This window comes from Brevibacterium oceani (assembly GCF_013623835.1).
GTDB lineage: Bacteria > Actinomycetota > Actinomycetes > Actinomycetales > Brevibacteriaceae > Brevibacterium > Brevibacterium oceani.
Window position 1 is genome coordinate 215,950 of record NZ_JABKDE010000002.1, and the last position, 26,521, is coordinate 242,470.

Consider the following 26,521-nt stretch of genomic DNA (forward strand, 5'->3'; position numbering starts at 1 on the left):
GTCGTTGTTCACGAACGTGCTGATGCCGCGAGGATGAACGCGAGGAGGCGGCGGACGCGAGGAGGCGGCGGCCTCAGCGCAGGCTGAGCAGTTCGAAGATGGGCAGATCCGGCACCCAATCCGGCAGGCCGACCACCTTGAGCACACCCCAGACGACCACAGCGACGAAGGCCGCCGTGACGGCGCCGACCGTCCAGCGGACCCAGAGTCGCTGAGCCATGATCCAGCGCGTCCACTTCTCGACATTCACCCGCACGAAATGGAGTAGTCTGCGCGCCCACTGGAACTCGCTCGAGATGATGAACAGCCCGATGATGACGATGAGCCAGCCGGGGCCGGGCAGCGGCACGAGGACGAGCCCGATGAGGACGATGAGGGTGCCCAGGCCACCGACGATGGTGCGATAGAGACGAGCCGTATGCGGGTTCGCCAGCACAGTCTGCCGCCAGCGCAGAAAGCCCAGCCGCAGCTTTCGCCACGGTCTCGGGCCCTGTCGATGATGGCGGGAGAACCACCTGCCGGGACGGCTGGATGGGGGATCGGGGTGCACTCAACCACTATAGGTCGGCGACCCTGAAAGCTTGATCAGCGCCTGTGACGACGATCACCCGATTCTGATTTTGCGTATGCCGCCACCTGCGTATAGAGTTGTATCTCGTTGCGAGGGAAACCGAGCAGCGAGAAATGCGGATGTGGCTCAGTTGGTAGAGCATCACCTTGCCAAGGTGAGGGTCGCGGGTTCGAGTCCCGTCATCCGCTCGGAGGCGTCATGGCACTGCCTTGGCGGTGGCGTGGCCGAGAGGCGAGGCAGCGGCCTGCAAAGCCGTATACACGGGTTCGAATCCCGTCGCCACCTCGGATGGGTTGACAGCAATGTCGATCAATCAGCGCGATTGGCGCAGCGGTAGCGCGCTTCCTTCACACGGAAGAGGTCACTGGTTCGATCCCAGTATCGCGCACAGGGACTTCACGGTTCCGGTGCAACAAATGAATAGAGCGCGATTGGCGCAGCGGTAGCGCGCTTCCCTGACACGGAAGAGGTCACTGGTTCGATCCCAGTATCGCGCACAGAAGAAGCCCCGAGTGATCCACTCGGGGCTTCGTGCATGTCTGCCTCTTGAGTCCTCGCCCCGCGTTACCGGGGGTCAGAAGTGCGGGCGTAGTGCACAAATGCAGGGTCGTATGCACGTTCGATGCACAGTTGTATTGAGTACGCTCGCCGAGCTCTCGTTCAAGGCGGAGCGCATGTGTCGACCCGTCCCTCGCTTAAAACGGGGCGTCGTTGGCTCGTTCAAGGCGAGGCGGACCTGTCGACCCGTGCGCCTTTCCGCAAGTGCGCTGCGGCTTGAACGACAGATTTGGGCGAGAGGCTACGGCTTGAACGACCATCTGGGCACGCTCGGGCAGTGCCGCCGAAACCCTGCGCTCCGAACCGATGGTGACGGTGAACGCCCTGATCGCCGTCGTGTGGCCGCTCTGTTGCAGGTCTGGAACGTGAAAAGCATGCGGAAGTAAGCCCGATTGCTAGTACGCTAGGCGTTGTACCTAACGACGAAGACTTCGGAGCACCTATGTCTACTCCTCAGAACCCGTACGGTTCCGGTGACGGTTCGGGCGACAACAACCCGAACAGCCAGAACCCCAACAACCAGCCGAGCGCCCCCGGCCAGGGCGGCGATCAGAACCCGGGTCAGCAGCCTCCCCAGTACAGTTCTCAGCCGCAGCAGCCGAACTACGGCCAGGGTGGCAGCGACGGTTCTCAGGGATACGGACAGCAGCCTCCGCAGTACGGATCGTCGAACGATCAGAACCAGTACGGCCAGAATGCCGGCGGTCAGGACCAGAATCAGTATGGTTCGCAGCCGCAGTACGGTCAGAATGCCGGCGGTCAGGATCAGAGCCCGTACGGTTCGCAGCCGCACTACGGCCAGAACCAGGATCCGTACGGGCAGAACCAGTACGACGCGAACGCGCAGTACGATGCCAACCAGTACGGTCAGCAGCCGGCCTACGCGGGAGCCGACGGTTCCTCCGATCAGTTCATCCCGGCCAACCCGAACGCGGCCTACGGCCAGTACCCCACGGGTTCGGGCGGCAACACCTCGAAGAACATCTGGGGAATCCTCGCCCTCATCGGCGGCATCGTCGGCATCCTGACATCCGGGTTCATCATCGGTGGCTTACTTGGTGTGGCGGCTGTGATCTTCGGGTTTGTCGGCCTTTCGGCTATCAAAAAGGGACTTGCGACGAACAAGGGCCTGAATATCACGGGCATCATTCTGGGCTTTGTCGCGATCGTCTTCACCATTATCGCTGTGATCGTCTACTTCGTCCTCGGCGTCGGTTTCATCTCGGCCGTCGATCAGGCTTCGAGTCAGTCACCGACAGCAGATCCCAGCCAGGGCGCCGGCCAGGATCCGGCCCAGGACCCGAGTCAGGGCTCCGACAGCTCCGACGGCGGAGACCCTGCCCCCGCACAGGGCGGCGAAGTCACGATCGGCGACGACCTCACTGCCACTGTTTCGGTCAAATCGGGCACCGCACCTTCGAGCGCCTCGGGCGCGGACTCGACGAACGGCCAGATCGCCGTGGTCACCATGACCGTGAAGAACAATTCGAGCGACGACGTCGAAATGACGCTGTCCGACCTGAGCGCGAACGACGGCAGCGGCAAGGACTACGACGATGTCTTCGACGGCTCGAACTACCGCGGTTCGCTCGCCTTCACCGATCCCGTCCCCGCCGGTGGCGAGAAGACGTACGAATTCGCCTTCGCCGTCGAATCGGCCGATATCGACGCCATGCACGTCCAGCTCAAGCTGAACGAGGACCACGGCAACGGCACGGACTTCGAGTGGAAGAAGCAGTGAAGCGAAGCACTCCGAACATGCGCTGAATGCGCGTGATCAGAGGCTCACGCGGCCTCCGCGGAACACCTCGATGAACACAGTTGGGTGGCAGTCGACCGACTGCCACCCAATTGATTTGGCCCCGCCGAATTGGTACTAGAATCTGATGGCGGGACGTCCTGGTTCAGGACGCACTCGAACGAAGACTCAACGAACGGAGAAGATCAGTGGCAGACAGCATCGACTGCGCGGGCGAAAGCATCCCTTGGAAAGAGGGGCTGACCGGAACGGAGATCTTCTCCTCCGACCGCACGGTCGTTGCGATGTGGCTCGGCGGCGAACCCGCCGACCTCAGCCGCGAGCTGGCGCCGGGTGACCAGATCGCACCGATCACCATCGACTCCGACGCCGGACTCGACATCCTCCGCCATTCGACCGGCCACGTCACCGCCCAGGCCGTCCAGGAGCTCTTCCCCGGCACCAAGCTCGGCATCGGCCCCTACATCACCGACGGCTACTACTTCGACTTCGACGCCGCCGACCCCTTCACCCCCGATGATCTCAAAGCGATCCAGAAGAAGGCCGCCCAGATCGTCAAGGCCGGCCAGACCTTCAACCGCGTCGTCGTCACCGAAGACGAGGCCCGCCAGCGTATGGCGAACGAGCCCTACAAGCTCGAACTCATCGACGACAAAGGCAAGTCCTCTGATGACGAATCCTCCGTCGAGGTCGGCAGCGGCGAACTCACCGTGTACGAAAACGTCGACCGCAAGGGCGAGGTCGTGTGGCAGGACCTCTGCCGCGGACCGCACCTGCCCAACACCAAACTCATCGGCAACGGCTTCGCCGTCACCCGTGCCTCGGCGGCCTACTGGCGCGGCGACCAGGCCAACGCCAGCCTGCAGCGCGTCTACGGCACCGCATGGGCGAGCAAGGACGACCTCAAGGCCTATCAGGACCGCATCGCCGAAGCCGAGCGCCGCGACCACCGCAAGCTCGGTGCCGAGATGGACCTGTTCTCCTTCCCCGAAGAGCTCGGCTCCGGCCTGCCCGTCTTCCACCCCAAGGGCGGTGTGATCAAGCGCGAGATGGAGGACTACGTCCGCGCCCGCCACATCGACGAGGGCTTCGAATACGTCGGCACACCGCACATCTCGAAGGAGACCCTCTACTACACCTCGGGCCACCTGCCCTACTACGGCGAGAACATGTTCCCGCCGATGTCCGTCGACGAGGTCCGCGACGAGGAGACCGGCGAGATCGTCAAGGAGGGCACCCCGTACCGCCTCAAGGCGATGAACTGCCCGATGCACAACCTCATCTACCGCTCCCGCGGACGCTCCTACCGCGACCTTCCGCTGCGCCTCTTCGAGTTCGGCACGGTCTACCGTGACGAGGCCTCCGGCGTCATCCACGGCCTCACCCGCGTCCGCGCCCTGACCCAGGACGACTCCCACTCCTACGTCGCCCAGGAGGACGCGGCCAAGGAGATCCGCCACCTGTTGAACTTCGTGCTCAGCCTGCTGCGCGATTTCGGGCTCGACGACTTCTACCTCGAACTCTCCACCCGCGACGAGGACGGGAAGAAGGCCGACAAATTCATCGGCTCCGACGAACAGTGGGCCGAAGCTACGCAGGTCCTCGAAGAGGTGGCCCAGGAGACCGGGCTCGAACTCGTCCCCGACCCGGGCGGCGCCGCCTTCTACGGCCCGAAGATCTCCGTCCAGGCGCGCGACGCGATCGGCCGCACCTGGCAGATGTCGACCGTCCAGCTCGACTTCAACCAGCCCGAGCGCTTCGGACTCGAATACGTCGCCGCCGACGGAACACGTCAGCAGCCGGTGATGATCCACTCGGCGAAGTTCGGATCCATCGAACGCTTCCTCGGCGTACTCACCGAGCACTACGCCGGAGCATTCCCCGTCTGGCTGGCCCCGGTGCAGGTCACCTGCATCCCCGTGGCCGAGGAGTTCAACGACTACCTCGCCGAGGTGGCCGCGCAGCTGCGCAAGGCAGGTGTGCGCGTCGAGATCGACGACAGCGACGACCGCTTCCCGAAGAAGATCCGCAACGCCTCGAAGTCGAAGGTCCCCTTCACCCTCATCGCCGGCGGTGAGGACTGCGACGCCGGTGCCGTGTCCTTCCGCTTCCGTTCGGGTGAACAGGACAACGGGGTGCCCGTCGCCGAGGCGGTGCGCCGAATCCTCGAAGCGATCGAGACCAAGGCCCAGGTATGAGCCACGACGCCGACCCGACGGCACAGGACCAATCCGGCGGCAGCCTCGGCGAAGGGATCCCCTTCCCCGAGTCGGCCGCCGGGTTCCCCGGCGAACCCGACGGCTTCCAGCGTCTGTGGACCCCGCACCGGATGGTCTACATCGACGGTCAGGACAAGCCGAAGGACGACGGCGAGAAGGAATGCCCCTTCTGCACCGCCCCGTCGAAGAGCGACGAAGACGGCCTCATCGTCGCCCGCGGTGAGACCGTGTACGCCGTCCTCAACCTCTACCCGTACAACCCGGGCCACCTGCTCATCTGCCCCTACCGTCACGTCGCGGACTACACAGACTTGAGCGAGGACGAGACGATCGAACTCGCTCACTTCACGCAGAAGGCGATGCACGTCATCCGCGCCGTGTCCGGACCTCACGGGTTCAACCTGGGAATGAACCAGGGACCCGTCGCGGGCGCCGGCATCGCTGCCCACCTGCACCAGCACGTCGTCCCACGCTGGGGCGGAGACTCGAACTTCCTGCCCGTGATCGCCCAGACCAAGGCCCTGCCGCAAGTGCACGCCGATGTGCAGGCACGCCTGTCGAAAGAATGGAATCGATGAATCCCGAAGACCTCGACACCCTCGCCGAGTACTCGACCCCCGTGCTGCGCGGCGATGAGGCCGTCATCACGATCCGCCGTCCCGACCTCGAGTCGAACACCTACCTGTCCCAACTGTTCGCACTCACCGAGACCAGCTCCCGCCGGCTGACCCACGCATGGAACGACTCCGCCCCTCAGGTGGGCCGGAACTTGTCGGGCTACCTCGGTGCGGAGAAGAAGGCAGCCCCTCAGCTCTTCGCCGGCCCCACCCTGGAGTCGGCGCACCAGATCACCGACAACCACCTCGGCGTGTCCGAATTCGCCCTCGACGACACCGGGAGCCGTGCCCTCTACACCGCACGGGTGGCCGAGCCCGGTCGCTACGGCTCCGATGACGACGTCCCCGCCGCCGAGGAGGCTCCGCGGCGGATCTCGTCCTCGAAATACCTCGCCAACGGGCTCGGCTACACCACCGACCGCCCCTCCCGGGCGTTCCTCGTCGACCTCGCCGAACCCGGACTCGGGAAGGCCGGGCTGCGCGGCGCCGCCGAGGTGCCTCTGTCGACCCTGCTGACGACCCCTGAGTCCGATGTGCACGACCCGCAGTTCTCTCCCGGCGGACACTGGGCAAGTGTGATCGCCGCGGTCGAACCCGATCACGGGCGACCCGATCTGCGCAGCACCGTGTGGCTGCTCGGCCTCGAGGAGTCGCGCCCGCTCGACCTGCCGCCGATGGACGTGAGCCTGCACGTGTGGATCGACGACGACACCGTGCTGCTGCTCGGCAACGCCCTGACCCGCGACGAACTCGACTTCGTCGGGCAGATGCCCGGGCTCTTCGTCCATGACCTTCACACCGGATCGACGAGGCGGCTGACCGATCCCGAGACCGTTGCCCTGGCCCCGATCCGTCCGCAGATCAACGGGGGAGAGGCGATCGCCGTCGTCGACTCCGACGGTGCGTCCCGCCTCGTGCGCATCGACCTCGGAGCCGAGGGGCTCGGTCTCGACGAACTGACGTTCCTCAGCGACGACACGACCGTGGTCACCGGCTTCGACGTTGCTGGCTTCGAGACGGCCGCCGACGCCGACGCCGGCACAGGCGCCGCCACCCTCGTCTTCACCGGGTCCACCCCGGAATCCCCGGCAGTGCTCGGACGTCTCGACCTCAGCACCACCTCGGCGGTGGATCTCCCCATCATCGACCTGCAGCATCCCGCGCCGGCGAACTCCGTGCTTCCCGAAGTGCTGCGAGTGCCCGGCGAAGGCGGCACGATCACCGGCTGGCTGGCGAAGCCGCAGGGTGAGGGACCGTTCCCGGTCATCCTCAACATCCACGGCGGACCCTTCGCGCAGTACACCCACTCCTGGTTCGACGAGACTCAGGTGCTCACCTCGGCCGGATACGCGGTCGTGTATTCGAACCCGCGCGGTTCGGGCGGTCGCACCCGCAGCTGGGGGACCGCCGTCCAGGGCAACATGGCGGCGCCGGCCATGTCCGACGTCCTCGCCGTGCTCGACCACGCGCTGGCGGCGAATCCGGACCTCGACGCCGGTCGCCTCGGCATCCAGGGCGGATCCTACGGCGGCTACCTCACCGCGATGACCATCGCTGCCGATCACCGCTTCCGCGCCGCGATCGTCGAACGCGGATACCTCGACCCGGACAGCTTCGTGGGCACCTCGGACATCGGACGCTTCTTCACCGAGGAATACACGAGCCGCAGCCGAGCGGCGATCGAGCGGCAGTCACCTCTGGCCCATGCGGACAAGGTGGGAACTCCGACGCTGGTGATGCACTCGGAACTCGACCTGCGCTGTCCTTTCGAACAGGCACAGCAGTACTATGCGGCTCTGCAGCGCGCCGGCGTGGAGACCGAGATGCTCGTCTTCCCCGGAGAGAACCACGAACTCTCCCGGTCAGGACAGCCACGCCATCGCCGGCAGCGCTTCGAAGCGATCCTCGACTGGTGGGACCGACATCTGGCCGGTGCTGAGACCAGCCCGGACGATGCCGCTGCGGGGCAGGCCGCCGCGGGTGAGAGCGATGCCGCCGGTGTCGCCGGTGCCGCACCGGCCGACTGAGCCCATGAACTCCCGCAGCGCCGCCATGGCGATCCACCGACTCCGTCGTGAGTCTCCCTTCGAGCGTGAGTCTCCGTCCGAGAGCCTTCCCGACTTGGAGGGAAGACCCCGATGCCGATATCGTTCTCTGGGCCCACTTCGGGCTCTTGCCGAAAACCCCCAGCATCACTATTCTGCAAACACTTGCCTCCCCTCGCCGTCGACCACTGGAGAACCATGAAACCTCGTAAAGCCTCACGGGTCGTATTACTCAATGAGCGCGACGAGGTTCTCCTGATTCGAGCCCAGGATCTGCTCACGCCCAGCCACCAGTGGTGGATGACCTGCGGCGGCGGTTCCGAACTCGGCGAATCCGCCGCACAGACCGCCGCACGCGAACTCGCCGAAGAGACCGGGATCGAATGCGAACCCCATGAACTCATCGGTCCCCTGGCCACGCGCGACGAAGTCTTCGAATTCACCGAGAAGAAGCTGCGGCAGCTCGAGACCTACTTCGCCTTCCGCACGACCGAGGACATCGAACTCGAGGATGCGGTGTGGACGGACATCGAGAAGCGCAGCCTCCTCGAATTCCGCTGGTGGACACGTGAGGACCTGATGTCGACGACGGAGACGATCTACCCGAAGAACCTGCTCGGCCTCATCGATCTGGCCACGACGGGCTCCGTGCCCGAAGTTCCGCTGGTCATCGACTGAGCGCCCCTGGTCCCCGGCAGCCGCCGGTGACGATGGGCAGGGAGCAGAGCGCCTCTGCGAGCATATAGACTTGAGAGGCTGAACTACAGGAAGGAACACCAGTGTCAGGTCATTCCAAATGGGCAACGACTAAACACAAGAAAGCTGCCATCGATGCCAAGCGCGGCAAACTCTTCGCCAAGCTGATCAAGAACATCGAGGTTGCCGCTCGCAACGGTGGACCTGATCCCGACGGCAACCCGACGCTCTTCGACGCGATCCAGAAGGCGAAGAAGAACTCGGTTCCCGCCGACAACATCACCCGCGCGGTCAAGCGCGGCGGCGGACTCGACGGCTCGGCAGTCAACTACGAGACGATCATGTACGAAGGCTACGCCCAGGGCGGCGTGGCACTGCTCATCGAATGCCTCACGGACAACCGCAACCGTGCGGCCTCCGAAGTGCGTGTGGCCGTGACCCGCAACGGCGGCTCGATGGCCGACCCCGGATCAGTGACGTACAACTTCAACCGCAAGGGCGTCATCACCGTCAATGCGGAGGAGACCGACGAAGAGGCCGTGCTGCTGGCGACGATGGATGCCGGCGCCGAAGAGGTCAAGGAATCGGGCGACAAGTTCGAAATCATCTGTGAGGCCACCGACCTCGTTGACGTTCGTACGGCCCTCGTCGACGCCGGAATCGACTACGACTCGGCCGAGGCCTCGTTCGTCCCCGAGCTCGAGGTCAGCCTCGACGCGGCGACCGCGCAGAAGGTCTTCAACCTCATCGACGCACTCGAGGACAGCGACGAGGTCCAGAACGTGTACTCGAACGCCGACGTCAGCGACGAGGTCCTCGCCGAACTCGATGCCTGATGCGCATCCTCGGCGTTGACCCCGGCCTGACCCGCTGCGGGCTGGGTGTCATCGACACCCTGCCCGCGCGGAAGGCGAGAATGGTCGCCGTCGACGTCCTGCGGACACCGTCCGCGGACTCCGTCGACCTCCGCCTCGGCGCCATCGCCGAGGCGTTCGACACCTGGCTGGACGAGTACCGTCCGGACATGGTCGCGATCGAGCGGGTCTTCGCCCGCAACGACGTCTCGACGATCATGGGCACCGCCCAGGTCTCGGGCCTGACGATGGGGCTGGCGGCCCGCCGCGGACTGCCCGTGGCCATGCACACTCCCTCGGAGGTCAAGGCTTCGATCACCGGCTCCGGTCGAGCCGACAAGAAGCAGGTGACGACGATGGTCACGCGGATCCTCGGACTCGAGGCACCGCCGAAGCCCGCCGACGCAGCCGATGCCCTGGCGATCGCCATCTGCCATTCCTGGAGAGGGGCGCTGTCGGCCCAATCCACCCCGGGGCAGAACAAGGATCTCACCCAGCGCAAGTCCGCCGGTCGGGAAGGATCGGGGCTGACGAAGGCCCAGCAGCAGTGGGCCGAGGCTATGCGTCGAGCCACCTAGCCGCGGGCGTGCCGCACCCGGCGGGACACACGGCTCCTGCTAGGGTGTATTCGTACACGTGTTCCCACTCGAAAGGCAGTTCGTGATCAGTTTCCTCAGCGGTACGGTGCATCGGATCGCAGCTGACCACCTCGTCGTCCTCACCTACGGCGTCGGCCGCAAGGTCCACGTCACCCCGGACACCCTCACGCACACCCGCCACGGAGCGGAGATCGAACTCGTCACCAGCCTCGTGGTGCGGGAGGACTCGCTGACCCTCTACGGATTCGCCACCGAGGATGAGAACCACACCTTCGAGGTCCTTCTGTCCATCTCCGGAATCGGCCCCCGGCTCGCGATGGCCATCCTGTCCGTGATGGGTCCCGACGAACTCTCCGCGGCGATCGCCTCACAGGATGCGAACGCACTGACCAAGGTGCCGGGCATCGGGAAGAAGGGCGCCTCGCGGATCATCCTCGAACTCGAGAACAAGCTGCCGAAGCTCTCCTCCTCCACGCCCGGACCGCCCCTGTCCTTCGGCGGCGGGAACCAGCAGGTCGTCGACGCGCTCGTCGGTCTCGGCTGGAAGGAAGCACAGGCCGAGGAGGTCGTATCCGAGGTCGTCAAGGAGACCGGAGCCGAGGCCGGCACCTCCGTCATCCTCAAGGCCGCGCTCAAGGTCCTGGGTGCGCGCAAATGACTTCCGGACCCGAGCACGCAGGCCGCTTCGACGCCGAGTCCTATGAGATGGACTTCGGCGACCAGGGGATGACCGGGGCCGAACGCGACCGACTCGTCTCCGGGCGCGCCGAGACCGCTGAACGCGACGCCGAGGCAGCCCTGCGCCCGAAGGGCCTGGCCGACTTCATCGGCCAGCCGCAGGTGCGCGAACAGCTCTCCCTCGTCCTCGACGCCGCGAAGGCCAGGCAGAAGGCCCCCGACCACGTTCTGCTCTCCGGGCCGCCCGGACTCGGCAAGACCACTCTGGCGATGATCATCGCCCACGAGATGAACTCGAGCCTGCGCGTGACCTCCGGTCCGGCCGTGCAGCACGCCGGAGACCTCGCGGCGATCCTCTCCTCCCTCGAAGAGGGTGAAGTCCTCTTCATCGATGAGATCCACAGGATGGCCCGAGCCGCCGAGGAGATGCTCTACGTGGCGATGGAGGACTTCCGCGTCGACGTCATCGTCGGCAAGGGCCCCGGTGCCACCGCGATCCCGCTCGACCTGCCGCAATTCACCCTCGTCGGGGCCACCACCCGCTCCGGTCTGCTGCCGGCACCGCTGCGCGATCGCTTCGGCTTCACCGCACTGCTCGACTTCTATTCGAGTGCCGATCTGCTCACCGTGCTCCATCGTTCGGCACGGATGCTCGGCATCGATGCCGAGCCTGCCGGGCTGAAGGAGATCTCCACCCGCTCCCGCGGCACTCCGCGCATCGCCAACCGGCTGCTCCGCCGAGTCCGCGACTGGGCCCAGGTGCGCGGCACCGGCGTCATCGATCTCGACGCTGCCCTCAACGCGCTGGAGGTCTACGAGGTAGACGGGCTCGGCCTCGACCGCCTCGACCGCTCGGTCCTGCACGTGCTGTGCAAACGCTTCGGCGGGGGACCGGTGGGCCTGGGAACCCTCGCGGTCTCCGTCGGCGAAGAGGCCGACACCGTCGAAACCGTCTCCGAGCCATACCTCGTGCGAGAGGGGCTCATCAGTCGCACGCCACGGGGTCGAGTGGCCACTACGGCTGCCTGGAAGCACCTGGAAATGCAGATCCCAGCAAACTATGAGTACTGAACCCGGCAATTGAGTTCGCCATGGGCAGTGAGGACGCACTAAGCTGGATCACTGGTTCATTCCTATGAAAGGCTGATATCTGTGGATTTGCTGATCCCTCTTGCGCTTGCCGCGCTGCTGATCTTTTTCCTGTTCAATTCTCGGCGTAAGCAGAAAGCGCGTGCGGAGCAGATCAAATCGGGCCTCGTGCCCGGCGCGACTGTGATGACGACCTTCGGTGTCTTCGGAACGGTCCTCTCGATCGATGAGGAGAACAATCAGGTGACCATCGAATCAGGTCCCGGCACGGTTCTGCGCGTCCACCGTCAGGCCATCGGCCAGATCGACAACCCCGAGGCAGCGACCGCCGTCGACGCACCTGCCGCCGACGTGCCAGCTGCCGATGCCTCTGCCGCCGATGCCGAGGGGGCCGCAGCGGAGACCGATGGCGAGAAGCCTGCGATCACCGATGCCGAACTCGACGCCATGAACGCTCGCAAACGTGCCGAGAAGGACTCCGACATCGATCCCGAGAGCACAGACGTCGCCGAGTCGAGTGACACGATCGCAGGGGCAGATAACAAAGCAGTCGAGCCGGCCGACTCCGACTCCGACGGCGAAGCCGATTCCGCTGTCGTCGACGATTCCGCTGCCGACACCGACGGGGCCGATGACGCCGCCGAGATCGATTCGGACGTCGATGAGGCCGATTCGACCGATTCGGACACCGACAAGAAGAACTGATCCGACCGCGCACTCTGCTCCCGATCGAAAGCTGAAACGTGTCCGATATCGAAGAAAAGCCACGCCCTGGTCTGCGCTTCCTGTGGCTGGTGATCGTCACCCTCGTCCTCGCCGGCGTCATCGCCGCGGGCGTCATCTGGTCGAATGCCACGGCGAGTCCCAAACTCGCCCTCGACCTCGAAGGCGGAACCTCGATCATCCTCGAACCGCAGGTGTCGAAGGATACGGACATCAGCAAGGAGCAGCTCGATCAGGCCGTGGCGATTATCCGTCAGCGCGTCGACTCGACGGGTGTCTCCGAAGCGGAGATCACGACGCAGGGCGATCGCAACATCGTCGTCAACCTCCCTGGCAACCCCGATGAGGAGACCCGCAACCTGGTCCGCTCATCCGCACAGTTGGTTTTCCGGCGGGTCGCGCTCGTCGGAGACCCGCGGTCCCAGGAGCAGATCCAGAAAGAGCAGGAGAAGAGCGGCGAAAGCAGCGACAAAGGCGATTCCTCTGGTTCCGATGACGGACTGAGCGACGAAGAGCGCAAGCGGATCGAAGACCTCACCGGAGGCGACTCCGCGTCGCAGGGCGACGCACAGGGGCAGGACCAGGCTCCGTCCGGCGGCGGCGAGGTCGCCAAACCGGGCGGAACCACCTCGGCGAAGGACTCGGACAAGACGTCATCGACTGGTGAAGAGTCCTCGGGATCGGCGAGCGAACCCGCCTCGGAGAAGACCGAGGGCAGCGGATCGAGCGATGACACGAAGGTCACCGACTCGACCCCGCGGCCGCTGTTCGACCCGGAGAAGGACACCAGCGAATGGCAGACCGAGGCGATCATCAAGAAGTACAGCGAGCTCGACTGTTCGAATAAGAAGAACCGCACGGGCGGTCAGCAGCAGCCCGCTGACGAACCGGTCGTCGCATGTTCCGAAGACGGCCAGGCGAAGTACATCCTCGGTCCCGTCGAACTCTCCGGTGACCACCTCGCCGACGCCAGCGCCGGATACCAGTCGGGGGCCAATGGCGTCCAGACCAACCAGCCGGCCGTCAACCTCAAGTTCGACTCCACCGGTCGGGAGATCTTCAAGCAGATCACCTCGGACATCACCGGAAAGCAGCAGCCGTACAACCAGTTCGCCATCGAACTCGACGGCCTGGTGCTCTCCGCACCGACGTCGAACGCCGCAATCACCGACGGCAACGCGGAGATCTCGGGCAACTTCACCCTCGATTCGGCCCAGACTCTGGCCGATCAGCTCAAGAACGGTTCGCTGCCGTTGAGCTTCCAGGTCCAGAGCGAAGAGCAGATCTCACCGACCCTGGGATCGAACTTCCTGAAGATCGGTATCTTCACCGGCCTGGCCGGTCTCATCCTCGTCGTCATCTACTCGCTGCTGCAGTACCGGGTGCTCGGCCTCGTCACGGTCTCGAGCCTCGTGGTCGTCGGCGTGCTGACGTATCTGCTGCTGCTCCTGTCCTCGTGGAGATACGGCTACCGACTCTCGCTGGCCGGGCTCGCCGGTATCATCATCGGCATCGGCATGGCCGCGGACTCGTTCATCGTCTACTTCGAACGCGTCAGAGACGAGCTGCGCAGCGGCCGCAATCTGCTCTCGGCCGTCGAAGTCGGTTGGGATCGGGCGAAGCGCACCATCTACGCCTCCAAGGGCGTGAACATGCTCGCCGCGATCATCCTCTACATCCTGGCCGTCGGCTCGGTGCGCGGATTCGCGTTCACCTTCGGCCTGGCCGTGATCGTCGACGTCATCGTCGTCTTCCTCTTCACCCACCCGATGCTCGAGGTTCTCGCCCGGACGAAGTTCTTCGGCCAGGGGCATCCGCTCTCGGGCATGGACCCGCGACTCCTCGGCGTCAAACCCGCCGCCTATCGCGGGGCGCTCGGCCTGTCCATCGACGACAGCGGCAAGTCCCCGGAGGCCAGGCGACGGGAGAAGGCCCGCCTGCGCAAGGCCGGACTCACCGCCGAGGACACGTCGGCCGAGACGAGTCAGACTGCCGATGCGAAACCGGCGAAGAAGTCGAAGAAGCGCGGGTCGACCGACGGGGCCGCTGCCGCGGGACCGACGATCGCCGAACGCAGACGTCGGAAGCAGGTCGAGGAATCCGACGACGAGCCTGTGACAAAGGACGATTCGGAGGGCACGACCTCGTCGAGCAGCGACGACTCCTTGACCGAGGCTGATGCGGCCACTGACGATTCGGCGGAGTCGAATACGTCGGCCGACGCGGATGACTCGGCCGAGTCTGAGGACTCGGCCGACTCCGAGGACACATCCGAGACCGACGGCCCGGCCGCCTCGGCGAAGGAGACCGCAGCGAAGTCCCGACTCAACGGCGGATCGATCGCCGAACGGAAGGCGGCCAGACGCGCCGCCGAGAAGAAGGCTGCCGAAGAGGGCAAGGAGGCAGACAAGTGAAACGGTTCTTTGCCTGGGGCAATCGCCTCCACAACGGAGAGACGTCGATCCCCTTCGTCGGCAAGGCGAAGCTGTGGCTGAGCATCGCCGGGGTCCTCGTGATCCTGTCCCTGCTCGTGCCGCTCATCGCCGGATTCAACTTCGGCATCGCCTTCAAGGGCGGTTCGCAGTTCCAGATCGACCACGTCAGCGACACCTCGGCGCCCAAGGGTGAGGGCATCGTCAACGATGTCGTCTCCGGTTCCGAACCGCGACTGACGCCGACCGGGGACACCGCGGTGCAGATCGAGACGAACCAGCTCTCGGACGACCAGATGCAGCAGGTCCGCGACGCACTCGTCGATGGCTACGACGTCCAGACCGAGGACGTGACCTCCACGTTCGTCGGTCCCGAATGGGGCCAGGACGTCACCGAGAAGATGGTCCGCGCGCTCGTGATCTTCGTGGCGATCGCGATGATCGTCATGGCGCTGTACTTCCGTACGTGGAAGATGTCGCTGGCTGCGATCATCGGACTCATCGTCGTCATGGTCGTGACCATGGGCATCTACTCGGCCACCGGCATCGAGGTCACCCCCGAAGCGATCATCGGCTTCCTCACCGTCTTGAGCTTCTCGCTCTATGACACGGTCGTCGTCTTCGACAAGATCCGCGAGAATACGGCCCGATTCAAGGACAAACGCAACCTCAAGTTCTCCGAGCTCGTCAACCTCGGCGTCAATCAGACGACCGTGCGCTCGATCAACACGACCGTGGTGTCCGTGCTGCCCGTGGCGTCGATCCTCTTCATCGGTGCGCTGGCGCTCAACGCGGGAACGCTCATCGACATCTCACTGTCCCTGTTCATCGGTATGATTGTGGCAGCGTCGTCGACGCTGTTCGTCGCCAGCCCGCTCTACGCTCTGCTCCGTGCCAACGAACCGGCCGTCAAGGAGCAGGAAGAGGCCGTGCGTGAACTACGCTTGAGGAACGGGGAAGCAGACGTCCCACCGGTGATTCACGCCGAAGTCTGACCCGCAGAGAGGAGATGTAATGGCTTCTTCAGCCGATTCGCGCCGTCCGCGAGGCATCTCCCGACTGGCATGGTGGGCGGCCCGGGCCCAGAACAACCCCGGCTACCCACAGGTGCTCGGGCCGATGATCCGAGCCCTGCAGTCGAACCATCCGAAGGCCGACATCGACCTCGTCGTGCGTGCCTACAAGATCGCCGAGGAGGCCCACCGCGGGCAGACCCGGAAGTCCGGGGACGCCTACATCACTCACCCGATCGCGGTGGCGACGATCCTCGCCGAGATCGGCATGCTCCCGGTGACCTTGGCCGCGGCCCTGCTCCACGACACCGTCGAGGACACGTCCTATTCCCTCGACGCCCTGACCGAGGAGTTCGGCTCCGAGGTCGCGGCCATGGTCGACGGGGTGACGAAGCTCGACAAACTCACCTACGGGCAGGCTGCGCAGTCCGAGACGGTGCGCAAGATGATCGTCGCGATGGCCAAGGACATCCGCGTCCTCGTCATCAAGCTCGCCGATCGTCTCCACAACGCCCGCACCTGGCGGTTCGTGCCCGCTTCCTCGAGCACGAAGAAGGCCAGGGAGACCCTCGACATCTACGCTCCGCTGGCTCACCGGCTGGGCATGAACACGATCAAATGGGAACTCGAGGACCTCTCCTTCCAGGTCCTCCACCCCAAGGTCTACGACGAAGTCGTCAGACTCGTCGCCGACCGTGCACCCGAACGTGAGAAGTACCTGGCCACGGTCTCGAGCGAGCTGCAGAGCGAGCTGCGGGAATCCGGCATCGAGGCATCGATCACCGGGCGACCCAAGCACTACTACTCGATCTATCAGAAGATGGTCGTGCGCGGACACGAGTTCGCCGACATCTACGACCTCGTCGGCGTCCGCGTCCTCGTCGAATCCGTGCGCGAATGCTATGCGACCCTCGGCATCGTCCATGCCCGGTGGAACCCGGTTCCCGGGCGCTTCAAGGACTACATCGCGATGCCGAAGTACAACATGTACCAGAGCCTGCACACCACGGTGATCGGGCCCGCCGGCAAACCCGTCGAGATCCAGATCCGAACCCATGAGATGGACCGGAGGGCAGAGTTCGGCGTCGCCGCCCACTGGAAGTACAAGGACCTGGGCAAGTCGTCGAAGGCAGTGACTTCGAACACCGCTCGCTCGGTGAAGGTCTCCGATGCCGGAGAGGTCGACGACGCGGCATGGCTGCGGCAGCTGCTCGACTGGCAGCGTGAGGTCAGCGACCCCGACGAGTTCCTCGACAACCTGCGCTACGAGGTGAATTCGAAGGAGGTCTACGTCTTCACCCCCAAGGGCGATGTGATGAGCCTGCCCTCGGGAGCGACCCCCATCGACTTCGCGTATGCCGTGCACACCGAGGTCGGTCACAAGACGATGGGAGCCCGCGTCAACGGGCGCCTGGTCGCGCTGGACACGGAACTGAAGAACGGCGACTCCGTCGAGGTCTTCACCTCCAAGGACGAAAACGCCGGGCCCAGCCGCGACTGGCTCGGATTTGTCCGGAGCCCTCGCGCACGCAGCAAGATCCGCCAGTGGTTCTCCAAGGAGCGCCGGGAAGAGGCGATCGAGAACGGCCGCGAACAGCTGGCCCGGGCGATGCGGCGCCACTCCATCTCGGCCGCGTCCCTGATGAGTCAGGAAGCCCTCCAGGTCGTGGCCACCGAGTTGCACCTGCCCGATGTCAGCGCCCTGTATGCGGCCATCGGCAACGGCGTGACCTCCGCGCAGCACGTCGTCGACCTGCTCGCCAAGGAGGTCGGTGACGATGACGACGAGGTCGTGCTTCCTCCGGAGCCGCGCAACCGCACCGGACAGTCCTCGGGGCACCACTCCTCATCTGAGGCGGTGAGCGTCAAGGGCGTCGACGATGTGCTCGTCAAGCTCGCCCGCTGCTGCACCCCGGTGCCCGGAGACGAGATCGTCGGCTTCGTCACGCGCGGTTCCGGAGTCTCCGTCCACCGCGTCGACTGCCCGAACGTCGTGTCCCTCGAACGCGAACCCGAACGGATGGTCGAGGTCGAATGGGGTGAGAAGACCAGCGGCGTCTACCTCGTGCAGATCCAGGTCGAGGCCCTCGACCGGTCGGGACTGCTCTCCGACATCACCAAGGTGCTCACGGAGACCCACGTCAACATCCTCTCCGCCTCAGTCGGCACCTCACGAGCGCGTGTCGCCCAGTCGAAGTTCGTCTTCGAGATGAGCGATGCCAGCCACCTCGACACGGTGCTCTCGGCCGTGCGCAAGGTCGAAGGCGTCTTCGACGTCTACCGCATCTCCGGCGGCTGATCCGCCCCGTTGTGTGCCGTGCCGACAGGTAGGCCCCGTTGGTTGGGCATAATGGTCGGTCGCTTCCCGAGATTCTTCCGACCGGAACGCCCACCTAGGCTTCGAACAGTGATCTCATCTGGGCCACGAAAGGGCGGCGGGAGACCACTGAGAGATAGAGCCCGAACCGGCGCCGCAGCCCCGTCGGGATCTCATCGATGATGCCGCGCAGCGCTTGGGCGGATTGACCGTTCGGGTGGTGGAAGTGGGGGAGGAGCACATCGTAGAGAGTCCTCTCCTCCCGTGTGATCGGCAGTGAACGGATGCGCTGCCACTCATCGTCGGCGAGAGCGATCTCATGGACGTCGAAGTCATCATCGGCGATCCACCGCCGTCGCGGAAGGGTGATGAAGCTCAGCGGGGTCGGCACTCGTCCCAGCCCGCGATGGACCCACCAGGCGCTGTCATGAGAGAGGACGAGACCGGGCGGTACGAGCGAATGCAGAGCCTCCATCCGGTCCTCCGGTGAGAGGATCGCCCCCTTGCGCACCCACGTGGTCTCGGTCAGACGGATGAGCAGACCGTCGAGAGTGAGCTCGGTGAGATGCTCGTACCCGTAGTCACGCAGATGAAACAACGCCTCCATACACCGACTATCGCCGGGTACGGAGGCGTTGGCAAGGGTTCGCATCGAGCCTGTGGACAGACACCGACTCGAACGCCGCTGTCTGTGGAATCAGTCGAGTTCGGCGGCCGTCTGCGCCAGCTGGTCACGCCACGCGCGACGGGCGTCGAGGGCGTCCTGTGCCTCGGCGACGGCCTTCTCGTCACCGCCGGACTTCGCGTCCTCGAGCTTCTTCTCGAGCTCTGTGATCGAATCGTCGAGCTGGCTCAGCGCTCCGGAGGTGCGGGCCTTCGTCTCCGGGTTGCTGCGCTGCCATGCGGCTTCCTCGGCCTCCGACAGTGCCCGCTCGACCTCGCGCAGACCGTTCTCCATCCGCGAGACGTCGGCCCGGGGAACCTTCCCGGCTTCCTCCCACTCGTCCTGAATGGTGCGCAGATCCCGCTTCGCGGCCACCGGGTCTGTGATCGGCAGCAGCGCCTGCGCCTTCTTCAGCAGCTCCTCCTTGACGACGAGGTTGCCCTTGTACTCCTCGTCGAGCGCGGCGTTCTCCGCGTCCCGAGCCGAGAAGAACACGTCCTGAGCGGCACGGAACCGTGCCCACAGTGCGTCATCGTCCTTCCGGGAGGCGCGCGGGGCACGCTTCCACTGCGTCATGAGGTCTTTGTACTTCTGCGACACCGTGCGGAAATCGGTCGAGGCCGACAGCGACTCCGCCTCGGCGACGATCTTCTCTTTGATCCGCTTGCCCTCGGCATTGACTTTGTCGAGCTCTGCGAAGAACTCCTTGCGCTTGTGCTCGAAGGTGTTCCGGGCCTGGGAGAACCGGCCCCACAGCTCCTGATCGACCGAACGCGGCAGACGCGGTCCGGTGCGCTGCATGTCCTTCCACTGTGCGAAGAGCTCACGCAGACGCGCACCCGACTGCTTCCACTGAATCTTCGACGGGTCCTGTTTGGCCAGGGACTCCGCCTCGGTGACGAGTTCCTCCCGCTCCTCTGCGGCGGCGAGCTTCGCTGCCTGAGCCTTCGCGGCCTGGCGGGACTCGGTGGATTCGGCATCGGAGATGAGAGTGTCCAACGTCGCACTCAGCCCCTTGAGATCGCCGACGACATTGGCCTCGGGCAACGACTCCTTGAGCGTCGTGGCCGCGGCCACGATCTCGCGTCCCGGGGCACCGGCAGACAGCCGATTGCGCAGCAGAGCCGCACTCTCGACGAGCTCGACGTACTTCTTCGCGAAGTACTCGAGCGCCTCGTCGGGGGTGGCATCCGGGTACTGTCCGACCGCACGCTCACCCTCGGTCGTCGTGACGAATACGCTGCCGTCTGCATCGGCGCGACCGTGCGTCACCGCGCGCGCCACCTCGGCGTCGTGGTCGATATGGCTGGCATTGACCACCTGTGCCGCCTGCGGGCGGGGCAGAGACGACGGGCGGGGGGTCGGCTTCGGTGTCGGGGTCGACATGGTTCTCACCTTGTTTCCATCGGTCGAACCGGCAGGTCTTCACACCCGCCGATCACTCGATTGTGGGATAGACGTTATCCCAGCATAACCATCAGGACGCTGCCAGATAGACTTTGCACATGGATGTATTCACAACCCACGCCGAATTCCTCGACGTCAACTGCTATGCCGTGCGAGCCGAGGGCCGCAGCGACTGCATCCTCATCGATTCCGGTTACGACTGCGCACCGGGTCTCGAGCGCCTCCTGACCGAGGAGGAACTGGACCCGCAGGCGATCTTCCTCACCCACGGCCATCCCGATCACATCCTGGGCCTGACCAACGTGCTCGCACGCTGGGATGTGCCCGTCCACCTCGGCGGGGCCGATCGGTACCGGCTCGACGATCCGGCTTCGACGCTCAGCCCCCAGTTCGCTCCGATGCTCGCGCCACTCGTCGCCGACTGGACGACCCCGGATGTCATCGACGTGCACGACGGTCGGAGCTTCGAGATCGCGGGACTGACCATCACGGCCGTCGCCGCACCGGGACACACCGAGGGTTCGACGCTGCTGCGCGTGAGCGACGGCGACGAGGAGATCATCTTCACCGGCGACGTCGTCTTCGCCGGGGCCATCGGCCGCGTGGACCTGCCCGGGGGAGACGCCCAGGCGATGCAGGACTCACTGCGGCTCTTCGCCGACCTGCCCGACGTGCCCATCTATCCTGGACACGGTCCGGCCTCCCGCGTCGGTCGGGAACTGGCCTCGAATCCCTTCTTCTGACCACGAGCGCCCACCACCGCAAGAACCACATCGCACCGAAAGCAAGGAGCACCATGGCGAAGTCAGCCCGTCTGTCCGGATTCCCGGAACGGCTACCGGCCGAACGCGTGATCGAGAAGACCATCATCGACACGCTCGAACACACCTTCGCTCTGCACGGGTTCTCCGCCCTCAACCACCGCGCCGTCGAACCGATCAGCCAGCTGGCCAAGGACGGGGAGATCGACAAGGAGATCTTCGCCGTCTCCCGTCTGCACTCCGACGGCTCCGAGCGCAATCCGCTGGGACTGCACTTCGACCTCACCGTGCCGCTGGCCCGCTACATCGCCGACAATGCGAACGAGCTGAGCTTCCCGTTCAAGGCCGCCCGCGTCCAACCCGTCTGGCGAGGCGAACGGCCGCAGGCCGGCCGCTACCGCGAGTTCATCCAAGCTGATATCGACGTCATCGCCGATGGTGAGCTGCCCGGCCACTTCGAGGTCGAGATCCCCCTGGCTGTCGCCGACGCCTTCAGACGCCTCGCACCCCTGGGCGTCCCGGGCATCAAGATCGTCGTCAACGATCGTCGCCTGCTCGAAGGCTTCGCCCGCGGCATCGGACTGACGAACATCCAGGCCGTGCTGCGGTGCCTGGACAAATACGACAAGATCGGACCCGACGAGGTCGCGAAGCTGCTCGCCGCCGAGGCCGGCGCGGATGAGAAGCAGCAGCAGCTGTGCCTTCAGCTGGCCGCCATCGAATCGGACTCTCCGGACTTCGCCGACGAGGTCCGCGCCCTCGGCATCGAACACCCGCTGCTCGATGCCGGCCTCGACTCGCTGACGACGATGCTGCGCGCCGCCCACGAGCGGGCTCCGGGCGTCGTCGTCGCCCAGCTCAAGATCGCTCGCGGACTCGACTACTACACGGGAGCCGTCTACGAGACGCAGCTGATCGGTCACGAGGAGCTCGGCTCCGTGTCCTCCGGCGGCCGATACGACTCGCTGGTCACGGTCGGGAAGAAGAACTATCCGGGTGTGGGCATGTCCATCGGCGTCTCCCGTCTGATGGCATTCATCCTCGGCGAGGACTCGAACATCCGCGCCACCCGCGGCACGCCCTCGGCGGTCGTCGTGGCCGTGACCGACGAAGCCCGCCGGGGCGAAGCCGACGCCGTGGCCACCGAGCTGCGCGCCCGGGACATCCCGTGCGAGGTCTCGCCGAACGCCGCGAAGTTCGGCAAGCAGATCCGCTACGCCGAACGCCGCGACATCCCCTTCGTGTGGTTCACCGACGGAGAGACAGGTCACGAGGTCAAGGACATCCGCTCCGGCGAGCAGTCCGCGGCCGATCCGGCCACCTGGACCCCGCCCGAGGACGACCTCTGGCCACGGGTCTACGGCGCCTGAACACGTTCACCGACCGTGCCCGCACCCGTCGTCGAGGCGAGTGCGGGCCGCCGGTCGTGAGCGACTATCATTGGTCACGCGCTGAACATCAACATCACTAAGGAGCCCTAGGTGCTGCGAAGCCACGAAGCCGGAAGCCTGCGAGCCGCGAACGCAGGAGAAACCGTCACCCTCACCGGGTGGGTCGATCGTCGTCGCGATCACGGAGGTGTGGCCTTCATCGATCTGCGTGACACTTCGGGAATCGTGCAGGTCGTCGTCCGCGAGGACGACGCCCACCAGCTGCGCAATGAGACCGTCGTCAAGGCCACCGGCACAGTCTCCCCGCGTCCCGAGGGCAACACGAACCCGAACCTGCCCACCGGCGAGATCGAGATCGTCGACACCGCCGTCGAGGTGCTCTCCGAGGCCGCGGCCCTGCCGTTCCAGGTCTCGGATCACGCCGAGGACTCCGGCACCGTGGGTGAGGAGACTCGCCTGCGCTACCGCTACCTCGACCTGCGCCGGTCGGGTCCGGCGAAGTCGATCCGTCTGCGCTCCGACGTCAACAAAGCGGCACGGTCGGTCCTCGATGCTCATGACTTCGTCGAGATCGAAACCCCGACGCTGACGAAGTCGACGCCCGAGGGCGCCCGGGACTTCCTCGTCCCCGCACGTCTCAAGCCGGGCTCCTGGTACGCCCTGCCGCAGTCGCCGCAGCTGTTCAAGCAGCTGCTCCAGGTCGCCGGCATGGAACGCTACTACCAGATCGCCCGCTGCTACCGCGACGAGGACTTCCGCGCCGACCGTCAGCCCGAGTTCACCCAGCTCGACATCGAGGCCTCCTTCGTCGAGCAGGACGACATCATCGCCCTGGCCGAGGAGATCCTCACGGCTCTGTGGAAGCTCATCGGCTACGACATCACCACGCCGATCCCGCACATCACCTACCACGAGGCGATGGAGAAGTACGGTTCGGACAAGCCCGACCTGCGCTTCGGCCTCGAGCTGACCAATCTCACGGAGTTCTTCGCCGACACCCCGTTCCGCGTCTTCCAGTCCGACTACGTCGGCTCCGTCGTCTACCCCGGCGGCGGCTCGCTGCCCCGCCGCCAACTCGACGCTTGGCAGGACTGGGCGAAGCAGCGCGGTGCGAAGGGTCTGGCCTACGTGCTCATCGGAGAGGACGGCACCCTGTCGGGTCCCGTGGCCAAGAACATCTCCGATGCCGAGAAGGCCGGACTCGCCGAGGTGACCGGAGCGAACCCGGGCGACGCGATCTTCTTCGCCGCCGGGTCCCCGAACGACTCCCGCTCCCTCCTCGGTGCCGCCCGCAACGAGATCGCCGAACGCACGGGACTCATCAAGGACGGCGACTGGGCGTTCGTGTGGGTCGTCGACGCGCCGCTCTTCGAATCCGCCGCCGATGCGCAGGCCGCCGGCGACGTGGCCGTCGGCGGGGGACAGTGGACCGCCGTCCACCACGCCTTCACCGCGCCGAAGCCCGAATTCCTCGATTCTCTCGAATCCGATCCCGGTGCCGCCCTGGCCTACGCCTACGACATCGTGTGCAACGGCAACGAGATCGGCGGAGGCTCGATCCGCATCCACCGCAAGGATGTGCAGGAGCGCGTCTTCACGATCATGGGCATCACCGAGGAAGAGGCGCAGGAGAAGTTCGGCTTCCTCCTCGAGGCCTTCAAGTTCGGTGCACCCCCGCACGGCGGCATCGCCTTCGGCTGGGACCGCATCGTGTCCCTGCTGGCCGGGGTCGATTCGATCCGTGAGGTCATCGCGTTCCCGAAGTCCGGCGGCGGATTCGACCCGCTGACCCAGGCTCCGGCTCCGATCACCGACGCCCAGAGGGCCGAGGCCGGCGTCGACTACAAACCGGAAGACGACGACGCCGAGTCCTGATGAGCCAGGAACCGAATCTGTTCTCCGACGGCCCGGACCAGGAATCACCTGGCCCGGGCTTCGCCGGTTCCTCCGGATCCTCGTCGACCGGGCGGGCGCTCGATCCGCTGGCAGTGCGGATGCGTCCACGCACCATCGCCGAGGTGGTCGGACAGGAGCATCTGACGTTCCCCGGATCCCCGCTCAACCAGCTCGTCGAAGCCAGCGGGGGAGACCGGGCGGGGGCCTCCTCGGTGATCCTGTGGGGTCCTCCCGGGGTCGGGAAGACGACGCTCGCACACGTGATCTCGCACGCTCCGGGACGCACCTTCGTCGAACTCTCGGCGATCACCGCCGGGGTCAAGGACGTCCGCCAGGTCATCGAGAACGCCCGCCGCGAACGTGAGATGTACGGCAGAACCACCGTGCTCTTCCTCGATGAGATCCACCGCTTCTCCAAGGCTCAACAGGACGCACTGCTTCCGGCGGTGGAGAACCGCCTCGTCGTGCTGGTGGCGGCCACGACGGAGAACCCGTCGTTCTCGGTCATCTCCCCGCTGCTGTCCCGTTCGCTGCTGCTCACCCTGCGGCCGCTCGACGACGAGGCGATCGGCAACCTCCTCGATCATGCCGTCGAATCCGATCGCGGCCTGGCCGGCGGCTTCGAACTCAGCGACGAAGCACGGGCCTTCATCGTCCGCATCGCCGGTGCCGATGCCAGGCGGTCCCTGACAGTGCTCGAGGCCGCCGCAGGCATCGCTGCTGCTCAGGCCGAGGACGACACCCCGCCGATCCTCATCACCGAGGAGGCCTGCGCCGAGGCGAGCAGTGAGACGGTGCTGCGGTATGACAAGAACGGCGATCAGCACTACGACGTCGTCTCCGCGTTCATCAAATCCATCCGCGGCTCGGATGTCGACGCCGCACTGCACTATCTGGCGCGGATGATCGTCGCCGGTGAGGACCCGCGCTTCATCGCCCGCCGCGTCGTCGTCTCCGCCGCCGAGGACATCGGCATGGCCGACCCACAGGCGCTGCCTATCGCAGTGGCCGCCTCGACGGCGGTGCAGAACATCGGCATGCCCGAAGGGCGGATTCCCCTCGCCGAGGCGGTCACCTACCTAGCGCTGGCTCCGAAGTCGAACGCGAGCTACCGGGCGCTCGATGCCGCGATCGCCGATGTCAAGAACGGTCTGGCCGGGCAGGTCCCCACTCATCTGCGCGACGCCCACTATCCGGGTGCGAAGGAACTCGGCCACGGTGAAGGCTATAAGTACTCGCATGACTTTCCGCACGGGGTCGCGGATCAGGAGTACTTGCCCGAATCACTGCGCGGCAAACGCTATTACACCCCGACGGGCAACGGCATGGAGCGGTCCATGGCGGAGAGGTTGGAGAACCTGCGGCGCCTGCTCCGGCCCGAGAACTGATCAGCCGACCGCAGGCAGAAGGCCCTTCTGAGCGGCAACCAGACGGGCGACGAGCAGGCAAGGATCGACGATTCCGCCGCGACTGACCAATCGGTCGAATTCGTCGACCGTCATGTCGACGGCACGAACGACCTCCTGAGGGTCGTCGGTGATCTTTGTGCCCGGCACTGTGCGGGTGCAGAAACAGAGATGGATCGGATAGGCGTGCCGGCCCGGGTTCTGGCTGAACGTGTAGAGATGGGTGAGATCGGCCGGCCGCAGTCCGAGTTCTTCCTCATATTCTCGACACGCCGCCTCGGCAGGCGCCTCGCCTGGCTCGACGCCACCGCCGGGCAGTTCGAAGATCGAGCGATCGAGCGGGTATCGGTACTCCCTCGCAATCCGCATCTGTCCGGATTCGGTGATGCCGAGCACTGCGACTCCACAGGGAATCGATTCGTCGACCTCGTGGATGATGCTTTCACCACTGGGGAGTTCGACCTCGTGCTCGCTGAGGATGACGAATCCGCGGTGCGTCTCACGTCGAGAACGCAGAGTCCAGTGGGGTTCCTCCATGGAGCGGGGCCCTATCCGAGACTCGCTGCGATCATCTTTCGGATCGCGGTGCTCGCGGGCTCTCGGGTCGGTGGGGTCGTCACCGATCCTTTTCCAGCTTTGCTCGGTGAATCAGCTCAAGGGCCGTACGCAGTGCTCGGGTTCGCTTCGTCATCAGTGTCGTCCTCGACGGGCTGAGTGTCGAGCCTTGGAGAACTGATTCGCACTTGTGCAGCAGAGAATCCAGTTCCTTTTCTGCGTTGTCCAGATCGGCGGTATCCATGGCACCCATCGTCACACACTCGCCTCG

Annotated in this window: 21 protein-coding genes and 4 tRNA genes; 21 read left to right on the forward strand and 4 right to left on the reverse strand. The window is 65.4% G+C overall.

What is annotated here, in order from left to right; translation table 11 throughout:
* Positions 1-73: 73 nt before the first annotated feature.
* Entirely contained in the window at positions 74-550 is a 477-nt protein-coding gene (locus tag HK401_RS04205) for a TIGR02611 family protein (protein ID WP_309135906.1), read from the reverse strand.
* 136 nt (positions 551-686) lie between these two features.
* Here HK401_RS04205 and HK401_RS04210 point away from each other — a divergent pair.
* The 17 genes from HK401_RS04210 to HK401_RS04290 all read left to right on the forward strand — a co-directional run bounded on the left by HK401_RS04210 (position 687) and on the right by HK401_RS04290 (position 18,152).
* Positions 687-759, forward strand: a tRNA-Gly gene (locus HK401_RS04210).
* Between the two features lie 26 nt (positions 760-785).
* Positions 786-856 (forward strand) — tRNA-Cys (locus HK401_RS04215).
* A 31-nt stretch (positions 857-887) separates the two neighbouring features.
* A tRNA-Val gene (locus HK401_RS04220) sits at positions 888-959 on the forward strand.
* Positions 960-996: 37 nt separating this feature from the next.
* Positions 997-1,068 (forward strand) — tRNA-Val (locus HK401_RS04225).
* Positions 1,069-1,571: 503 nt separating this feature from the next.
* A complete protein-coding gene (locus HK401_RS04230) occupies positions 1,572-2,870 on the forward strand; it encodes a DUF4190 domain-containing protein (RefSeq protein ID WP_181273431.1) in 1,299 nt (432 codons plus the stop codon).
* A gap of 206 nt (positions 2,871-3,076) precedes the next feature.
* Positions 3,077-5,086 carry a threonine--tRNA ligase gene (gene thrS, locus HK401_RS04235; protein WP_181273432.1) on the forward strand — a complete coding sequence of 670 codons (2,010 nt, stop codon included), beginning with the start codon at positions 3,077-3,079 and terminating at the stop codon, positions 5,084-5,086.
* The gene (locus HK401_RS04240) at positions 5,083-5,685 is read left to right on the forward strand and encodes an HIT family protein (RefSeq protein ID WP_181273433.1); all 603 of its coding nucleotides are present in this window, start codon (positions 5,083-5,085) and stop codon (positions 5,683-5,685) included. The genes thrS and HK401_RS04240 overlap by 4 nt, the downstream gene beginning before the upstream one ends.
* Complete coding sequence (locus HK401_RS04245) at positions 5,682-7,751, forward strand: alpha/beta hydrolase family protein (RefSeq protein WP_181273434.1); 2,070 nt, start codon at positions 5,682-5,684, stop codon at positions 7,749-7,751. Before HK401_RS04240 ends, HK401_RS04245 begins: the two co-directional genes overlap by 4 nt.
* A gap of 216 nt (positions 7,752-7,967) precedes the next feature.
* Positions 7,968-8,447 (forward strand): NUDIX hydrolase, encoded by a 480-nt coding sequence (locus tag HK401_RS04250; RefSeq protein WP_181273435.1) that lies wholly within the window; start codon positions 7,968-7,970, stop codon positions 8,445-8,447.
* Between the two features lie 101 nt (positions 8,448-8,548).
* Positions 8,549-9,301 (forward strand): YebC/PmpR family DNA-binding transcriptional regulator, encoded by a 753-nt coding sequence (locus tag HK401_RS04255; RefSeq protein WP_181273436.1) that lies wholly within the window; start codon positions 8,549-8,551, stop codon positions 9,299-9,301.
* Positions 9,301-9,897 (forward strand): crossover junction endodeoxyribonuclease RuvC, encoded by a 597-nt coding sequence (gene ruvC, locus HK401_RS04260; RefSeq protein ID WP_181273437.1) that lies wholly within the window; start codon positions 9,301-9,303, stop codon positions 9,895-9,897. The genes HK401_RS04255 and ruvC overlap by 1 nt, the downstream gene beginning before the upstream one ends.
* Before the next feature lie 82 nt (positions 9,898-9,979).
* Positions 9,980-10,576: a Holliday junction branch migration protein RuvA gene (ruvA, locus tag HK401_RS04265; RefSeq protein WP_181273438.1), complete on the forward strand. Its 597-nt coding sequence runs from the start codon at positions 9,980-9,982 to the stop codon at positions 10,574-10,576.
* Between the two features lie 47 nt (positions 10,577-10,623).
* Positions 10,624-11,667, forward strand: coding sequence for a Holliday junction branch migration DNA helicase RuvB (gene ruvB, locus HK401_RS04270; RefSeq protein WP_181273847.1), 1,044 nt, complete (start codon positions 10,624-10,626; stop codon positions 11,665-11,667).
* Between the two features lie 81 nt (positions 11,668-11,748).
* The gene (locus HK401_RS04275) at positions 11,749-12,390 is read left to right on the forward strand and encodes a preprotein translocase subunit YajC (protein ID WP_309135907.1); all 642 of its coding nucleotides are present in this window, start codon (positions 11,749-11,751) and stop codon (positions 12,388-12,390) included.
* Between the two features lie 38 nt (positions 12,391-12,428).
* On the forward strand, positions 12,429-14,822 hold the full coding sequence (secD, locus tag HK401_RS04280; protein WP_309135908.1) for a protein translocase subunit SecD: 2,394 nt from the start codon (positions 12,429-12,431) through the stop codon (positions 14,820-14,822).
* Positions 14,819-15,835 (forward strand): protein translocase subunit SecF, encoded by a 1,017-nt coding sequence (gene secF / locus HK401_RS04285; protein ID WP_181273439.1) that lies wholly within the window; start codon positions 14,819-14,821, stop codon positions 15,833-15,835. The genes secD and secF overlap by 4 nt, the downstream gene beginning before the upstream one ends.
* A 19-nt stretch (positions 15,836-15,854) precedes the next feature.
* Positions 15,855-18,152, forward strand: a complete 2,298-nt coding sequence (locus tag HK401_RS04290; RefSeq protein ID WP_181273440.1) for a RelA/SpoT family protein — start codon at positions 15,855-15,857, stop codon at positions 18,150-18,152.
* A gap of 94 nt (positions 18,153-18,246) precedes the next feature.
* On the opposite strand, the gene HK401_RS04295 is transcribed toward HK401_RS04290, so the two are convergent.
* Positions 18,247-18,777 carry a hypothetical protein gene (locus HK401_RS04295; protein ID WP_181273441.1) on the reverse strand — a complete coding sequence of 177 codons (531 nt, stop codon included), beginning with the start codon at positions 18,775-18,777 and terminating at the stop codon, positions 18,247-18,249.
* Between the two features lie 90 nt (positions 18,778-18,867).
* The gene (locus HK401_RS04300) at positions 18,868-20,220 is read right to left on the reverse strand and encodes a DUF349 domain-containing protein (RefSeq protein WP_181273442.1); all 1,353 of its coding nucleotides are present in this window, start codon (positions 20,218-20,220) and stop codon (positions 18,868-18,870) included.
* A 119-nt stretch (positions 20,221-20,339) separates the two neighbouring features.
* Here HK401_RS04300 and HK401_RS04305 point away from each other — a divergent pair, with 119 nt between their 5' ends.
* From HK401_RS04305 to HK401_RS04320, 4 genes are all read left to right on the forward strand, one after another.
* The gene (locus HK401_RS04305; RefSeq protein ID WP_181273443.1) at positions 20,340-20,984 is read left to right on the forward strand and encodes an MBL fold metallo-hydrolase; all 645 of its coding nucleotides are present in this window, start codon (positions 20,340-20,342) and stop codon (positions 20,982-20,984) included.
* A gap of 53 nt (positions 20,985-21,037) precedes the next feature.
* The gene (gene hisS, locus HK401_RS04310) at positions 21,038-22,372 is read left to right on the forward strand and encodes a histidine--tRNA ligase (RefSeq protein ID WP_181273444.1); all 1,335 of its coding nucleotides are present in this window, start codon (positions 21,038-21,040) and stop codon (positions 22,370-22,372) included.
* Positions 22,373-22,483: 111 nt separating this feature from the next.
* Positions 22,484-24,268, forward strand: a complete 1,785-nt coding sequence (gene aspS / locus HK401_RS04315) for an aspartate--tRNA ligase (RefSeq protein WP_181273445.1) — start codon at positions 22,484-22,486, stop codon at positions 24,266-24,268.
* On the forward strand, positions 24,268-25,677 hold the full coding sequence (locus HK401_RS04320; protein ID WP_181273446.1) for a replication-associated recombination protein A: 1,410 nt from the start codon (positions 24,268-24,270) through the stop codon (positions 25,675-25,677). Before aspS ends, HK401_RS04320 begins: the two co-directional genes overlap by 1 nt.
* Here HK401_RS04320 and HK401_RS04325 read toward each other — a convergent pair whose 3' ends face one another.
* Entirely contained in the window at positions 25,678-26,232 is a 555-nt protein-coding gene (locus HK401_RS04325; protein ID WP_181273447.1) for an NUDIX hydrolase, read from the reverse strand.
* Positions 26,233-26,521 lie beyond the last annotated feature (289 nt).

What these genes read in the sequence shown, in the direction of transcription:
- HK401_RS04230 (WP_181273431.1), top strand. Translation starts at nt 1,572, where the DNA reads ATGTCTACTCCTCAGAACCCGTACGGTTCCGGTGACGGTTCGGGCGAC.
- HK401_RS04240 (WP_181273433.1), top strand. Translation starts at nt 5,083, where the DNA reads ATGAGCCACGACGCCGACCCGACGGCACAGGACCAATCCGGCGGCAGC.
- HK401_RS04245 (WP_181273434.1), top strand. Translation starts at nt 5,682, where the DNA reads ATGAATCCCGAAGACCTCGACACCCTCGCCGAGTACTCGACCCCCGTG.
- HK401_RS04250 (WP_181273435.1), top strand. Translation starts at nt 7,968, where the DNA reads ATGAAACCTCGTAAAGCCTCACGGGTCGTATTACTCAATGAGCGCGAC.
- ruvC (WP_181273437.1), top strand. Translation starts at nt 9,301, where the DNA reads ATGCGCATCCTCGGCGTTGACCCCGGCCTGACCCGCTGCGGGCTGGGT.
- ruvB (WP_181273847.1), top strand. Translation starts at nt 10,624, where the DNA reads ATGGACTTCGGCGACCAGGGGATGACCGGGGCCGAACGCGACCGACTC.
- HK401_RS04290 (WP_181273440.1), top strand. Translation starts at nt 15,855, where the DNA reads ATGGCTTCTTCAGCCGATTCGCGCCGTCCGCGAGGCATCTCCCGACTG.
- HK401_RS04295 (WP_181273441.1), bottom strand. Translation starts at nt 18,777, where the DNA reads ATGGAGGCGTTGTTTCATCTGCGTGACTACGGGTACGAGCATCTCACC.
- HK401_RS04300 (WP_181273442.1), bottom strand. Translation starts at nt 20,220, where the DNA reads ATGTCGACCCCGACACCGAAGCCGACCCCCCGCCCGTCGTCTCTGCCC.
- HK401_RS04305 (WP_181273443.1), top strand. Translation starts at nt 20,340, where the DNA reads ATGGATGTATTCACAACCCACGCCGAATTCCTCGACGTCAACTGCTAT.
- hisS (WP_181273444.1), top strand. Translation starts at nt 21,038, where the DNA reads ATGGCGAAGTCAGCCCGTCTGTCCGGATTCCCGGAACGGCTACCGGCC.
- HK401_RS04320 (WP_181273446.1), top strand. Translation starts at nt 24,268, where the DNA reads ATGAGCCAGGAACCGAATCTGTTCTCCGACGGCCCGGACCAGGAATCA.
- HK401_RS04325 (WP_181273447.1), bottom strand. Translation starts at nt 26,232, where the DNA reads ATGGAGGAACCCCACTGGACTCTGCGTTCTCGACGTGAGACGCACCGC.